Here is a 15,235-nt window from a genome sequence, read left to right on the forward strand (position 1 = left end):
TCAGACTGCGCCTCCGAGTTTGAAGATCGGCAAGTACATGGCGATCACCAGACCGCCAACGATGACGCCGAGCACACCCATGATCAGCGGCTCCATCATGGCGGTCAGATTGTCGACCATGTTATCGACTTCATCCTCGTAATAGGTCGCGACCTTGTCGAGCATCGAGTCCAGTGCGCCCGACTCTTCGCCGATGGCCGTCATTTGGATGGCAAGGCTGGGGAACACGCCGGTGGCACGCATGGAGAAGTTAAGCTGCATGCCGGTGGAAACGTCCTGTTTGACCTTGTTCACCGCGTTGCGGAAGACCACGTTACCGGTTGCGCCCGCCACTGAGTCCAGCGCTTCCACCAGCGGCACACCGGCAGCGAAGGTGGTGGACAGCGTACGAGCAAAGCGCGCGACCGAAGATTTATAGATCAACGGCCCGATAACCGGGACTTTCAGCAGGCTGCGGTCGACGCTATCACGGAAATTCTGTGAGCCTTTATAGCTGCGTCGGAACAGGAAAATACTGGCAAATATCAATCCCAGGATGACCAGCCACCAGTCCTGAACGACTTTTGACAGGCCAATTACCATCAGGGTGAACGCCGGCAGCTCTGCACCAAAACCGGCGAAGATGTCCTGAAACTTAGGAACCACGAAAAGCAGCATAATCCCGGACACGATGAACGCCATAATCATCACCATGATCGGATAGGTCATGGCTTTTTTGATCTTGGCTTTGAGCTTTTCGGTCTTTTCTTTGTAAGTCGCCACGCGATCCAGCAGGGCTTCCAGCGCACCGGCTTGCTCACCGGCGTCTACAAGGTTGCAGTACAGGTCGTCGAAATATTGCGGCTTCTGCCGTAGTGCAGTGGCGAAACTGTTACCGGCTGCGACCTCGCTTTTCACTTCTTCGATCAGTTTGCGCATGTTCGGGTTTTCCGAACCTTCGGCGATGATGTCGAAGGATTGCAGCAGCGGCACCCCGGCTTTCATCATGGTTGCCATCTGCCGGGAGAAAAACGCGATATCCAGCGGTTTGATTTTCTTCCCGCTGCCACCAAAAATCGAAACCGGTTTTTTTCGCACTTTGGTCGGGTTGATGCCCTGCTTGCGAAGTTGCGCCTTGACCAGCGCCGGATTATGGCCGGTCAGTTCGCCGGTCATCTTCGCGCCTTTCTTGTCGGTGCCTTCCCACGTAAAAACGATAACTTTCGCCGCTTTGCTGGCCATGATCAGTCCTTGGTCACGCGGTTGACTTCTTCAAGGCTGGTGACGCCCTGCATGGCTTTGATCAGGCCGGAAGTGCGCAGGTCATTAAAGCCGTCCTTGCGCATCTGCACAGAAATATCCAGTGAGTTGCCTTCTTCCATGATGATGCGCTCCAGCGCCGGGGTCTTCTTGACCACTTCGTAAATCCCCACGCGGCCTTTATAGCCGCCATTGCACTGGTCGCAGCCCACCGGGGTATAGATCTTGAACGTACCGATCTTGTCTGCCGGGAAGCCTTCGCTTATCAGGGTGTCGTGAGGAATGTCCGCTTCTTTCTTGCAGTGCGGGCACAGCTTGCGCGCCAGACGCTGAGCGATGATCAGGTTGATGGCAGTAGCAATGTTGAACGCGGCCACACCCATGTGGTGCAAGCGGGTCAGGGTTTCGGCGGCGCTGTTGGTGTGCAGTGTGGACAAGACCATGTGCCCGGTTTGCGAAGCCTTGATGGCGATTTCTGCCGTTTCCAGATCGCGAATCTCACCGACCATGATCACGTCAGGATCCTGACGCAAAAAAGCCCGAAGTGCCTGGGAGAAGTCCATTCCTTGACGGGGATTGACGTTGACCTGGTTGACGCCTTCCAGGTTGATTTCAACTGGATCTTCGGCGGTGGAGATATTGATATCCACGGTGTTGAGAATATTCAGGCCGGTGTACAGCGACACGGTTTTACCCGAGCCGGTAGGGCCTGTGACCAGAATCATGCCTTGCGGTTGTTTAAGTGCTTCCAGGTACAGGGCTTTCTGCTCAGGCTCGTAGCCCAATGCATCAATGCCCATTTTTGCCGTGGTCGGATCCAGCAGACGCATCACGATCTTTTCCCCCCACAGCGTCGGCAGGGTGTTCATCCGGAAATCAATCGCCTTGGTTTTCGATATGCGCAGCTTGACCCGACCATCCTGCGGTTTGCGGCGCTCGGAAATATCCAGGCTGGCCATGACCTTCAAACGCGCTGCAATGCGGCTTGCAAGGTGGATAGGGGGCTTGGCGACTTCATGCAGAATGCCGTCCGTGCGCAAGCGAACCCGAAAGGTCTTTTCGTAGGGCTCAAAGTGCAGGTCGGACGAGCCGAGGCGGATGGCGTCCATCAGCATCTTGTTGACGAAGCGCACCACCGGCGCATCGTCGGCGTCATCCTGACCCAGTGACGTCTCTTTGACTTCCCCGCCTGACACCACCTCCAGGCTGAGATCGACGTCACCCATTTCGCCAAGAGAAGCGTTGCCATCGAAAAACTTTTCGATGGCGTCAGTGAGCTTGTCGTCTTCTACCAGAATCGCTTCGATGGCGAGCCCGGTGTTGAACTGCAGATCGGTAATGGCTTGCTGGTTGGCCGGGTCGGAGATACCGATATAAAGCTTATTGCCGCGCTTCCACAGCGGCAGGGCATGGTGCTGACGGATGAGCTTTTCACTCACCACACCTCTCGGCTGCTCTTCTTTATTAAGGCAATTAAGGTCGAGAAACGGCAGACCGAATTGGTCCGACGACATTTCCGCCAGAGCTAGGGCTTTGACCAGACGGTTTTGCACCAGATAACTGATCAGCGAAACCTTGTCGCGCCGGGCTTGCAGAAACGCCTGCTGCGTCGCTTTTTCAGTCAAAAGTTCGGCAGCTACCAATTGCTTGGCCAAACCGGTCAGGACAACGTCACTCATAAATCCACCAACCCCATACAGTCATGGGTTTATAGCCTAGTCGGGCGACGCTGCCAATGATGCAAGACAAGGTGACGTAAATTGTCCGCCAGTAATCCGGCAGGGATTTCCCGTTACGCCGTTGGTAGGAGAATTAGCAATAAAGGAGGGTTGAAGAGTATTTGGCATGACCTATGCTTTGGGACAGGCACGCAACACCTTATTGACGCACCGGAGCAGTACCAATGAAAAAAGTACAAAAAGGTTTCACGCTGATTGAGCTGATGATCGTCGTGGCTATCGTTGGCATCCTTGCTGCGGTGGCCATCCCCGCATATCAGGACTACACAATCCGCGCTCAGGTGGCAGAGTTGGTGGCGCTCGCGGATGGTGCTAAGGTCGCTGTTGCTGAGGCTTACCAGACTAATGGTGTGTTTCCAGCCACAAACGCAGCTGCGGGCTACGCTGGCGCGTCCGGTACTTACACTGCCTCTGTAGCGATTGGCGCCGCTGGTATCATTACCGCGACATCGCTCAATGCTGCGCCTGTGAATGCTGCCGTCCGCAACATGACTTTTATTCTTACGCCTGGACTCGGCACTAATAACAGCATCACTTGGACATGCCTAGCTGGTACTATCCCCGTTCAGTATCGCCCAGCCAACTGCCGCAGCTGATGGATAAGTACGCTTTCCCCTTTGCGGCTAGCTTTACTTTCAAAGACAATTTGAAATAGCTCAGCCCGGTAGAGCAGCGCACTCGTAACGCGAAGGTCGCAGGTTCGATTCCTGTTTTCGGCACCGCAGACCCAAAAAGCCCGATCCATCTGGATCGGGCTTTTGCGTTTGTGCGGTATAGCTGATGCGTGATGCCCTTGAGCAGGCTGAACCCAGGCAAAGGTTACTGACACCCCGCGGTCGCGGTGCCAACCCAAGACCCTGTAGGAGTGAGCTTGCTCGCGATGGCGTCCTGTCTGGCAGTCCCTTACTGAATTACTCACCGCCATCGCGAGCAAGCTCACTCCTACAGGGGCCGTGTTTGCTGCGCGACGGAGTTACAGATTTTGCGTCGTTGTGGGAGTCCGGGTTTACCTCAAAGACTCAACCGCATAGACAGATCCACCGCTTTCACATCCTTGGTCATCGCCCCAATCGAGATGTAATCCACGCCGGTTTCGGCAATTACCAGCAATGTATCGTCGTTAATACCGCCGCTGGCTTCCAGTTTCGCCCGGCCGGCATTGAGGCGCACGGCTTCGCGCATATCGTCCAGGCTGAGTTCGTCGAGCATGACGATGTCCGCTCCGGCGTCCAGCGCTTCGCGTAACTCGTCGAGACTTTCTACTTCGATCTCTACCGGTTTACCCGGCGCGATCTTGTGCGCGGCGGTGATGGCCTGGGCAATGCCGCCACAGGCTGCAATGTGGTTTTCCTTGATCAGGAAGGCGTCGAACAAACCAATGCGGTGGTTGTGGCAACCGCCGCAGGTTACGGCGTATTTTTGTGCGAGGCGCAGGCCTGGGAGGGTTTTGCGGGTATCGAGTAATTTGACCTGAGTATTGGCGACGATGTCAGCGTAATGCCGGGCTTTAGTTGCAACCCCTGAGAGCATTTGCAGGAAGTTAAGTGCGCTGCGCTCGCCCGTCAGCAGTGAGCGAGCCGGGCCCTCGACATGGAACAGCGGCTGATTGGGCTGCACCCGATCACCGTCCATCACCTGCCAGTGCACCGCGACCCGCGGATCCAGCTGCCGGAATACCGCATCTACCCACGCCGTTCCGGCGATAACCGCAGCGTCCCGGGAGATCACCGTGGTTTTGGCCAGGCGTTCAGCGGGAATCAATTGGGCGGTGATGTCGCCACTGCCGACGTCTTCCAGCAACGCACGACGTACGTTGGCTTCGATTTCTGCGGTGAGGGTGGCGAGTTGTAGATTCGGCATGGCGGACTCCATTCAGGTGAGCCGAGTATAAGGCACGTTGCCCACGGAACTCACTGCACCCTATCTACTGCGGGCGTTTGCCAGTCCATGAACGGATGACAGTTGGTCGGTTTTTTACATTTCATTGCGATAGAACGCGTTTTTCGCGGTCTACCTCTGCACGCGTCAATCCGCTAGCCGGAGACGAAATGTAAAGAACAAGACATCTCTGGCAGATCGGATATATTTTAAATGTTGCGACTTGTATTTGACGTCACAGGTTTGACATGTGGCGAAATGAATCGGGGGGTCGCTTCACATGCCCGGGATATGGCCCGGCTTGTGATGGGATCGATGACGTTGCCTGGCAGGTGGCTTGATGCAAAACGACGAGAATGTTGTGCCGTTAACTAAAGCTAATCCCGACCTGGCGTCTCATTCGCCCCTTGCGCGCCTGCCTGTTGTATTGCTGCAGGTTCGTGACAAGGCCGCTCAGCAACTCAAGGAAGCGTTGCAGGAACTGTTCGATAACGCCGACGACACGCTGTTTGACATGGCGGACCGTGCGCAGAGCAATTCCGAACAGAACAATTTCTTTGAAGCCATGCGCGACCTGCGTCTCAAGCGCAAAAGCATCGAGCGCGCGTTTCTCGACAAGTTTTATGACGCCTTCTTGCGCCTGGGCCAGTATCAGGTTTCCGAGCCCGTAATCGCGACGCCGGTGTCATTCGACAAACTGTCACTGGTTCATAACGACGACCTGGAAAAGACTGTGGCCGTCGATGCGATGGTCACCAAGGTGCTCAGCCGTGACGGCACTGCGCTTGCCCAGTTGACCACCCGTCTGAACCAATTGGTCACTCAGCCCCTGACCAACGAAGCCAACCCCATGGGTCCGGCGATGCTGTGTGATTACTTCCTGCAGGCCGGGCGTAGCCTTGGCGTGGGTATCAAGGTCAAGCTGATCGTGCTCAAGCTGTTTGAGAAGTATGTTCTGGCTGACACCGATGATCTGTACAGCGAGGCTAACCAGCTTTTGATCGCTACCGGCATTTTGCCTGAGCTCAAGGCGGTGCCAGCGCGTCGCTCCACTGATCGCAGTGCTCGTCCTGGCCGTAGCGTCGAGTCGTTTGCCGACCCGCTTCTGGCTCAGACCGCAGACAAACTGGACAAAGGTGTGCAGGACGCTTTCTCTGCACTGCAGGAGCTGTTGTTACAAGTGCGCGGTAATCTCGTGCCGCGTCATGAGGCCAGTGCGGAAGCCCGGCCGATTTCCAGCCAGGACCTGCTGCGTCTGTTGTCGCACATGCAGCAATATGTTCCGTCGTCGGAGATGCCGGAAGACTTCGATCTGCGCAACCAGCTGGAGCAATTGCTGACTCGTGTCAGCGTCAAGAGCGGCAAATTCCGCGTGGTGGGCGTAGGTGACGAAGACGTCATCAACCTGATCGCCATGCTGTTTGAATTCATTCTCGATGACCGCAATCTGCCGCCTTCACTGCGTGCGCTGATCGGCCGTCTGCAAATCCCGATGCTCAAAGTCGCGGTGATCGACAAGAGCTTTTTCAGCCGCGGCAGCCATCCAGCGCGGCGTCTGCTCAACGAAATCGCCTCTGCCGCATTGGGTTGGGGCGGTCGTGATGACTATCAGCGCGACTCGCTGTATGTCCGCGTCGAGCAAATCGTGCAGCGTCTGCTGAATGACTTTGTCGATGACCCAGCGATTTTCTCTGAGCTGTTGGTGGATTTTCTCGCTTTCACCAGCGATGAGCGCCGCCGTAGCGAATTGCTTGAACAGCGCACCCGTGATGCCGAAGAAGGCCGTGCGCGCGCCGAGCTGGCCCGTCAGCGGGTGCAGCAGGAATTGAATCAACGTCTGCTCGGCAAGGTGTTGCCTGAAGTGGTCGTGCGTTTGCTGCAGGAAGCCTGGAGCAAAGTATTGCTGCTGACTTGCCTCAAGCATGGCGATGATTCTCCCGAGTGGGAAGCTGGACTGGCCGCCATGGATGATCTGGTCTGGAGTGTCGAGCTGCATGAAGAGCCTGAAGCCAGGCAGCGTCTGCTGGACCTGGTGCCTGGCTTGCTGAAGGCGCTGCGTGAAGGCCTGACTAGCGCCGCGTTCGATCCGTTTGCGACCAGCGAGTTCTTCAGTCAGCTGGAAGTGCTGCATGTACAGGCGTTTCAGCATTTCTCGCGCGCTCAGGACGATGCGGCCAACGGCTCTTCCGCATCTGCTGAAGCCGAGGAATCGCACGGCCCGGCGATGATTCAGGTGGTTGAAGAGATCGTTTTGATTGCACCGGGCGAGCAGGTTTTCAACGAGCCTGTTTCGTCGCGTCTTCCGGAAGACGATGCGGGTCTGGCTCAGGTCGACAAGTTGCGTCTGGGCGGCTGGGTAGAAATTCAGGAAGACGAAGAACATAAACTGCGCTGCAAGCTGGCGGCGATCGTTGAGCCAAGCGGTCGTTATGTATTCGTTAACCGCACCGGCATGAAAGTCCTGGAAAAGACCCGTGTGGGTCTGGCCATGGAGTTCCGTCGCGGCACCATCCGCATGCTCGACGACGCGCTGCTGTTTGACCGGGCGCTGGAGTCGGTGATGGGTAACTTGCGCAAGCTCAAGGGCGCGTAGTCCGAGCCGCCACGAACCGTAGGACCGGCTTTAGCCGGGAGGACATTTGCCCGAAGCTAACGTGGTGAATGTGCCGACCCTCTCCCGGCTAAAGCCAGTCCTACGGGTTTTGTATTTCAGTCGCTCATCTGGATGCCTTAACTCCAGACTCTTCCTACCCAATCCTCATCCATTTACACCCTCCCTATTTTTTTCATAGCGGGCATACTTGTCCCTGTCGATTTATCCGTGCAAGGAACCTTCATGCAGCTCGATTGTGCAAGCGGCTGGTGCCATGGCATCCATCACTGCCCATCGCCCAACTTCAATGCGCGCCCTGCGGGTGAAATCTCTTTATTGGTGATTCACAACATCAGTTTGCCGCCTGCCCAGTTCAAGACCGGCAAGGTGCAGGCTTTTTTTCAGAATCAACTGGATGTCACCGAGCATCCGTATTTTGAAGGGATCGCAGATCTGCGCGTGTCAGCGCATTTTCTGATTGAGCGGGACGGGGAGGTGACTCAGTTCGTTTCCTGTCTGGATCGGGCCTGGCACGCAGGCGTATCGATTTTCGAGGGACGGGAAACCTGCAATGACTTTTCCGTCGGCATCGAGCTTGAGGGCACTGACGAGCAGCCGTTTACGGATGCGCAATACGCCGCCCTGATTGATTTGACCCGTCAGCTACAGTCAGCGTATCCGGCGATCAGCAGCGCACGCATTTGTGGCCATAGCGACATAGCACCGGGTCGAAAGACTGATCCGGGGCCGTTTTTTGACTGGTCGCGTTTTAAAGCGGCCTTGCAGGCTTGAAGTGAGGGACAGGTAAATGAGTTTTCTGGTGTTACTGCTGGCGGTCTTGATCGAGAAGTTTTCGGCGCTGCGTGAGCGTGTCCAGCGGGATGGTATCTGGCGGGCTGAACTGGCCAGGCTTGAAGCCAGTCCGCGGATGGCGTCGCACCCCTGGTTGATTCTTGGGCTGAGCGTGTTGCTGCCGGTCCTGCTGGTGGCATTGATTGTGGTGGTACTGGGCTCGGTCGCCAATGGCTGGCTGGCACTGCCGGTGCATCTGCTGGTGTTGATTTACAGCCTGGGACGTGGCGATCTGATTGCCGCGCTCGGGCCGTTTCGTGACGCCTGCCGCCGCGGTGATGAGCAGGCTGCGGTGCATGTTGCGGAGCGCGACATGGGTGTGCTGGCCGACAACAGCGAAGATTTGCTCAAAGGCGTGCAGGGTCACTTGTTATGGCAGGCCTATCAAAGTTTCTTTGCCGTGATTTTCTGGTACTTCCTGCTGGGGCCGGTCGCCGCTTTGGCCTACCGCTTGCTGGCCCTGGCTGCCGAGCACGGCAAGACCCCAGGCGTTGCAGAAAACGCTGCACAGCTGCGCCATGCCTTCGACTGGATTCCGGTACGTCTGCTGGCGGCAAGCTTCGCGCTGGTGGGTAACTTCGTTGCGGTCACTCGGGTGATGCTGCATGAACTGCTCAACTGGGATATCAGCGCCGCTCAGCTGATTGCCAAAGTCGGCTGCGTAGCCGGTGAAGTTCCTGCTCCGGTAGTGGGGGCCGAAGGCGTCAATAGCCTGGACGTGCTCTGGGAGTTGCTGATCCGCGCCGCGATTGTCTGGTACGCCGGGTTTGCGTTGTGGACGTTGTTGGTTTAACGATTATTTATCGACGGGCTCAAGCCTGTGGGAGCGAATTCATTCGCGAAGAGGCAGGTTCAGACGCTGATAATTTATTGCCTGAAATACCGTATTCGCGAATGAATTCGCTCCCACAGGCAGACCGTTTTCACTCAAGTCCAGGCAAATAACTCTTTAGCATTCAGGGTACTCACCTTAGCCAACTGCTCAGGCGCAATCCCCATCAAACCGGCCAGCGCTTCACAGATATCCGGCAAATGCTCCGGGCTGTTGCGCTGACCCGGATACATGGCAGGTGCCATGTCCGGCGAGTCGGTTTCCAGCACGATGCTGTCCAGCGGCAGATCGGCGATGACCCGGTGCATGCGTAACGCCTGAGGCCAGGTCGCGGCGCCGCCGAGGCCGAGTTTGAAACCCAGTTTGATGTATTCGCGAGCCTCTTCACGACTTCCGGCAAACGCATGAATAATGCCGCTGCGCTTGAGCTTGAAGCGTTTGAGGGTGGCGATCACGTCAGCGTGGCTACGACGGACATGCAACAGCGCGGGCAGGTTGAAGTCGGTGGCCAGTTGTAACTGTGCCTCGAAAACCTGCTGCTGACGCTGACGGTCCAGGCTTTCGACGTAGTAATCCAGACCGATTTCCCCCACAGCACACAACTGCGGATGACCTTGCAGGCGAGTCAGCCAGTCAGCCAGTTGATCGAGATGTTTCGGCTGATGCTCGTCGATGTACACCGGATGCAGGCCGAATGCGGCGTACAGCGAGGGATTCTCCAGCGTCAGGTCCCAGATGCGCTGCCAGTTGCGCTCATACACCCCCAGCACCACCATGCGCTCGACGCCGAGCAGTCGGCAGCGGTCAAGAACTGCTGCTCGATCTGCCTCGAAATCGCCGAAGTCCAAGTGCGTGTGGGTGTCAATGAGCGTCACATTCAGTCCTCGTGAATGCGTTGTTTGAACGTCCGCACGATGGCATGTACACCCGGCTCGTACTGATTTTTTTCAATCGCAGCCAAAGCCAGATCCAGTGCAGCGCTTGCAATCAACTGATGCTGTTGAGCCATGGCATTGACCGGCAAAGGCAGGAAGTCCAGCAATTGCGTATCACCAAAGGTGCCTAGATGAAATTGCGCCGGGTTCACGGCGCGACTTTGCAGCGCATCGAAAACACCCTGCAACAGGACGTATGAGGTGGTGATCAGCGCGTCCGGGAAATCGCCCAGTCGCTCAAAAATATCCTGCATCAATTGCTGGCCGCATTGCCGGCTGAACGCCTCGCCGTGCTCGATGATCACCGAACCTTCAAAGCCCGCCAGCGCATCCTCGAAACCGCTGGCCCGGGCACGGCTGATGCTCAGCTCGGGTCGGGCGCCAATCAGCGCGATGTGTCGGGGTTTCGTTTGCAGCAGGCTACGGGTCAGTTGCAGGCTGGCGTCGTGGTCGTCGCTGACGACTGAGCAAAAGTGTCGGGCGTCCATTTCCCGGTCGATGGCGATGACCGGCATTCCTTTATCCTGCAGCTCGCGATAGCTGTCATCGCTGGCGGGCAGGCAACTGGCAACAAACAGTGCGTCACAGCGACGGGCGCGGAATAGCTGAAGTAATTGCAGCTCGCTGACAGGGTCGTCGTCGGAGCTGGCGATCAGCAATTGGTAGCCGTGCGCCCGAGCGCCCTGTTCCAGCAGTTTGGCAATCCGCGCGTAACTGGGGTTTTCCAGGTCGGGCAGGATAAATCCCAAGGTGCGGGTGTGGCGGCTGCGCAAGCCTGCGGCCTGAGGGTTGGGGCGAAAGCCGTGCTCTTCAACAACCGCCTGAACGCGCTCGACGGTGGCATTGCTGATGCGCTGTTGTTCGGCCTTCCCGTTGATCACGTAACTGGCCGTGGTGACGGACACTCCCGCCAGACGTGCAATATCACTGAGCTTCACTCGTGATTCCTTTTGTTATGGATGCCTCATCAGAGAAGATTCTCACCGAAAGCGGCCGATCTGCACAGCAGACCATCGTCCACCCTCAATGTTCTCAGGTTTATTTGCGTTAGCCGGGCTACATTGGACCTCGTGCTCTTCAACCTGCAGAGATAATCGAGTAACGTGCGGCAACTTAGATTAAACGTTTCAGCAACTTTTTTCGTTGCTGTTGTCATAGGCATACCTTTGATCGTTTATCTGTTTCATCACCTAAGCTGTCGATCAAACCGTGATCGTCCTTAAAACAAGAATCAGGCGCGTGCCCGCGCTGTACAGGAGACAGGCATGCTCGAGCTCACTGTTGAGCAAATATCCATGGCCCAGACGGCCGCGGATAAACCCGCCGCTTTGCAACTGCTTGCTGACCTTCTGGTTGCCGATGGCCTGGTTGCCGACGGCTACCTGACCGGTTTGCAGAACCGCGAGAAACAAGGTTCGACCTTCCTCGGTCAGGGCATCGCAATCCCCCACGGAACCCCCGAAACCCGCGATCAGGTCTTTTCCACCGGCGTGCGCCTGATGCAGTTTCCCGAGGGCGTGGATTGGGGCGACGGCCACATGGTCTATCTGGCCATTGGTATCGCTGCCAAATCCGACGAGCATTTACGCCTCTTGCAACTCCTGACGCGTGCCCTTGGCGAAAACGATATTGGCGAAGCCCTGCGTCAGGCCGAGAGCCCTGAAGCGCTGCTCAAACTGTTGCAAGGCGCGCCGCAAGAGCTGGCCCTTGATAGCCAGTTGATCAGCCTTGGGGTTACCGCGGACGATTTCGAGGAGCTGGTCTGGCGTGGTGCTCGTTTGCTACGTAAGGCCGATTGCGTCGATAACGGCTTCGCTGCCGTGCTCCAGCAGGTTGAAGCTTTGTCTCTGGGTGATGGCCTGTGGTGGCTGCACAGCGAGCAGACCGTCAAACGCCCGGGCCTGGCGTTCGTCACGCCGGACAAACCGATTCGTTATCTTGGTCAGCCGCTCACCGGGTTGTTCTGCCTCGCCAGTCTGGGCGAAGCACATCAGACGTTGCTTGAGCGTTTGTGCTCCCTGCTGATTGAAGGTCGAGGCCACGAGCTGGGCCAGGCCACCAGCAACCGTGCGGTGCTTGAAGCACTCGGCGGTGAAGTGCCCGCTGAATGGCCGACCCAGCACGTGACGCTGGCTAACGCCCATGGCTTGCATGCGCGTCCGGCGAAGATGCTTGCGCAACTGGCCAAGGAGTTTGAAGGCGATATTCGCGTTCGTGTGCTGGACACCGGCGAGAGTGCGGTCTCCGCCAAAAGCTTGAGCAAGCTGCTGAGCCTGGGCGCTCGCCGTGGCCAGGTGCTGGAGTTCATTGCCGAGCCGAGTGTCGCCGCCGATGCGCTGCCTGCTTTGCTGGCTGCCGTCGAGCAAGGTCTGGGCGAAGAAGTCGAACCGCTACCGACCGCAACTTCGCCGACACCCGTTGCCGCAGTCGTTGCTCCGGAAACGCCAGCGCCGCTGGATGGTGCTCAGATCACTGCGGTCCCGGCATCGCCGGGCATCGCCATCGGCCCAGCACATATTCAGGTGCTGCAAGCTTTTGATTACCCGCTGCAGGGCGAGTCGGCGGCCATTGAGCGCGAGCGTCTGGAAAAAGCCCTGACCGAAGTGCGTCAGGACATTCAGGGTCTTATTGAGCGCAGCAAGGCCAAGGCGATTCGCGAGATTTTCATTACCCACGTCGAAATGCTCGACGACCCTGAGTTGATCAACGAAGTCATTTTGCGCCTTAAACAGGGCGAGAGCGCTGCGGCGGCTTGGGACAACGTGATCGACAGCGCGGCGCGTCAGCAGGAGCAACTGCAGGACGTGCTTCTGGCTGAGCGCGCAGCGGATTTGCGCGACGTCGGCCGTCGCGTGCTGGCGCAGATTTGTGGCATCGAAAACGTCGCTGCCCCGGACGAACCCTACATTCTGGTGATGGATGAAGTCGGCCCCTCTGATGTGGCACGACTTGATCCCGCTCAAGTGGCCGGCATTCTCACCGCGCGTGGCGGTGCCACGGCGCACAGTGCGATTGTGGCCCGCGCCTTGGGCATTCCCGCACTGGTAGGTGCCGGTGACGGCGTGCTGTTGCTCAAGCCGGGAACGGTGCTGTTGCTCGACGGCCAGAAAGGTCGCCTGACTGTGGCGCCAGATGCCGAGACATTGCAGCGTGCCGCTGAAGATCGCGACAACCGCGAACAGCGTCTGCAAGCCGCTGCTGCCAAACGCATGGAGCCTGCACTGACTGTCGACGGTCACGCGGTTGAAGTGTTCGCCAACATTGGCGACAGCGCCGGTACACCGGCTGCAGTAGAGCAGGGCGCGGAAGGTATCGGGCTGTTGCGCACCGAGTTGCTGTTCATGGCTCACTCGCAGGCACCGGACGAGGCCACTCAGGAAGCTGAATACCGCCGTGTCCTGGACGACCTGCAAGGTCGCCCGTTGGTGGTTCGTACGCTGGACGTCGGTGGCGATAAACCGCTGCCTTACTGGCCCATCGACAAAGAAGAAAACCCGTTCCTCGGTGTGCGCGGCATTCGTCTGACCCTGCAACGTCCGCAGGTCATGGAAAGCCAGCTGCGCGCCTTGTTGCGCGCTGCTGACAATCGTCCGCTGCGCATCATGTTCCCGATGGTCGGCACCGTTGAAGAATGGCGTCAGGCACGGGACATGACACTGCGTCTTCGGGAAGAAATCCCGGTTGCGGACTTGCAGATCGGCATCATGATCGAAGTGCCGTCGGCCGCGTTGCTTGCCCCCGTGCTGGCCAAAGAAGTGGACTTCTTCAGTGTCGGCACCAACGACCTGACCCAATACACCATGGCCATCGACCGCGGTCACCCGACCCTGTCTGCGCAGGCTGACGGCCTGCACCCTGCGGTGTTGCAGCTGATCGACATCACCGTGCGTGCGGCCCATGCCAATGGCAAGTGGGTTGGTATCTGCGGCGAACTGGCGGCGGATCCGTTGGCAGTGCCGGTGCTGGTCGGCCTTGGCGTGGATGAGTTGAGTGTTTCAGCGCGCAGCATCGGTGAAGTAAAGGCCTGCGTGCGTGAATTGAATTTGAGTACGGTGAAGCAACTGGCGCAGAACGCGCTGACGGTGGGCAGCGCCGCCGAAGTGCGTGCCCTTGTGGAGGCTTTGTAATGGCCAAGATACTGACCCTGACCATGAACCCCGCGCTGGACCTGACTGTGCAGTTGGGACCGTTGCAGCTCGGGCAAGTCAATCGCAGTGAAGCCATGCTCAGCCATGCGGCGGGTAAAGGTTTGAACGTTGCCCAGGTGTTGGCTGATCTGGGGCATCAAGTAACCGTCGCTGGCTTTCTCGGCGTCGACAATCAGCAACCGTTCGAGGCGTTGTTTACGCGTCGCGGCTTTGTCGATGAGTTCGTTCGGGTGCCGGGGGAAACCCGCAGCAACATCAAGCTGGCGGAGCAGAGTGGACGCATCACCGACCTGAATGGCCCCGGCCCCATGGTCAGTGAGGACGCACAGCAAGCGTTGTATGCCCGTGTTGAGCAGATCGCGACGCAGTTTGATGCCGTCGTGGTTGCGGGTAGTCTGCCGCGCGGTGTCAGCCCGGAATGGCTACACAAGTTGCTGGTCCGTCTGAAAGATCTTGGTCTGAAAGTCGCCCTGGACAGCAGTGGCCTGGCCTTGCGTGCCGGTCTCGCGGCAGGTCCGTGGTTGATCAAACCCAATACCGAAGAACTGGCCGATGCGCTGGACGCCCCGATCATTTCCATCGCCGCTCAGGCCGAAGCCGCAGCCAGCCTGCGCGCCCGAGGCATTGAGCATGTGGTGATTTCGCAGGGTTCCGAAGGTGTGCATTGGTTCAGCGCCGAGACCGCGTTGCAGTCGTTGCCGCCGAAAGTCACTGTCGCGAGCACGGTAGGTGCCGGGGATTCGCTGCTGGCGGGGATGGTGCACGGCTTGCTTAGCGGCCATCCGGCTCAGCAAACCCTGCGAACTGCTACGGCAATTGCCGCCATGGCGGTAACCCAGATCGGGTTTGGCATTACTGATAACGCACAGCTTAAAAAGCTCGAAGGCGGCGTGAACGTTCGCACTTTGGCGGAAAGATAAAGGAACCGGCCACTGCATGGTCGGTGTAGGAGCTGCCGAAGGCTGCGATCAGGTGTGTCAGACACGCCGCTTTCGCAGCCTTCGGCAGCTCCTACAGAA

11 protein-coding genes are annotated in these 15,235 nt (G+C 57.9%); 6 read left to right on the plus strand and 5 right to left on the minus strand.

Annotated elements, in window-relative coordinates:
* Entirely contained in the window at positions 1-1,221 is a 1,221-nt protein-coding gene (locus K3169_RS05230) for a type II secretion system F family protein (RefSeq protein ID WP_231667864.1), read from the minus strand.
* Between the two features lie 2 nt (positions 1,222-1,223).
* Positions 1,224-2,918 carry a type IV-A pilus assembly ATPase PilB gene (gene pilB / locus K3169_RS05235; protein WP_231667863.1) on the minus strand — a complete coding sequence of 565 codons (1,695 nt, stop codon included), beginning with the start codon at positions 2,916-2,918 and terminating at the stop codon, positions 1,224-1,226.
* Positions 2,919-3,142: 224 nt separating this feature from the next.
* Between pilB and K3169_RS05240 the strand changes: the two genes are divergently transcribed.
* Positions 3,143-3,574, plus strand: coding sequence for a pilin (locus tag K3169_RS05240; RefSeq protein WP_231667862.1), 432 nt, complete (start codon positions 3,143-3,145; stop codon positions 3,572-3,574).
* Positions 3,575-3,989: 415 nt separating this feature from the next.
* Here K3169_RS05240 and nadC read toward each other — a convergent pair whose 3' ends face one another.
* Positions 3,990-4,838, minus strand: a complete 849-nt coding sequence (gene nadC, locus K3169_RS05245; RefSeq protein ID WP_263270475.1) for a carboxylating nicotinate-nucleotide diphosphorylase — start codon at positions 4,836-4,838, stop codon at positions 3,990-3,992.
* 358 nt (positions 4,839-5,196) lie between these two features.
* On the opposite strand from nadC, the gene K3169_RS05250 reads away from it, so the two are divergent.
* The 3 genes from K3169_RS05250 (at position 5,197) to ampE (ending at position 9,094) form a co-directional block, all read left to right on the plus strand.
* Complete coding sequence (locus K3169_RS05250) at positions 5,197-7,449, plus strand: DUF1631 domain-containing protein (RefSeq protein ID WP_122708265.1); 2,253 nt, start codon at positions 5,197-5,199, stop codon at positions 7,447-7,449.
* Positions 7,450-7,692: 243 nt separating this feature from the next.
* Positions 7,693-8,241, plus strand: a complete 549-nt coding sequence (gene ampD, locus K3169_RS05255; protein ID WP_122708262.1) for a 1,6-anhydro-N-acetylmuramyl-L-alanine amidase AmpD — start codon at positions 7,693-7,695, stop codon at positions 8,239-8,241.
* A 16-nt stretch (positions 8,242-8,257) separates the two neighbouring features.
* Complete coding sequence (ampE, locus tag K3169_RS05260; RefSeq protein WP_099270982.1) at positions 8,258-9,094, plus strand: regulatory signaling modulator protein AmpE; 837 nt, start codon at positions 8,258-8,260, stop codon at positions 9,092-9,094.
* Positions 9,095-9,228: 134 nt separating this feature from the next.
* Here ampE and K3169_RS05265 read toward each other — a convergent pair whose 3' ends face one another.
* Both K3169_RS05265 and cra read right to left on the minus strand, forming a co-directional pair.
* Positions 9,229-10,014, minus strand: coding sequence for a TatD family hydrolase (locus tag K3169_RS05265; RefSeq protein WP_263272226.1), 786 nt, complete (start codon positions 10,012-10,014; stop codon positions 9,229-9,231).
* On the minus strand, positions 10,011-11,006 hold the full coding sequence (cra, locus tag K3169_RS05270; protein WP_099270980.1) for a catabolite repressor/activator: 996 nt from the start codon (positions 11,004-11,006) through the stop codon (positions 10,011-10,013). Before cra ends, K3169_RS05265 begins: the two co-directional genes overlap by 4 nt.
* A gap of 327 nt (positions 11,007-11,333) precedes the next feature.
* Here cra and ptsP point away from each other — a divergent pair, with 327 nt between their 5' ends.
* Positions 11,334-14,195 carry a phosphoenolpyruvate--protein phosphotransferase gene (gene ptsP, locus K3169_RS05275; protein ID WP_263270478.1) on the plus strand — a complete coding sequence of 954 codons (2,862 nt, stop codon included), beginning with the start codon at positions 11,334-11,336 and terminating at the stop codon, positions 14,193-14,195.
* On the plus strand, positions 14,195-15,136 hold the full coding sequence (pfkB, locus tag K3169_RS05280) for a 1-phosphofructokinase (RefSeq protein WP_027902208.1): 942 nt from the start codon (positions 14,195-14,197) through the stop codon (positions 15,134-15,136). Before ptsP ends, pfkB begins: the two co-directional genes overlap by 1 nt.
* Positions 15,137-15,235: the final 99 nt, after the last annotated feature.

It is taken from the genome of Pseudomonas phytophila, from assembly GCF_025643095.1.
In the GTDB taxonomy this organism is placed as follows: Bacteria; Pseudomonadota; Gammaproteobacteria; order Pseudomonadales; family Pseudomonadaceae; genus Aquipseudomonas; species Aquipseudomonas quasicaspiana.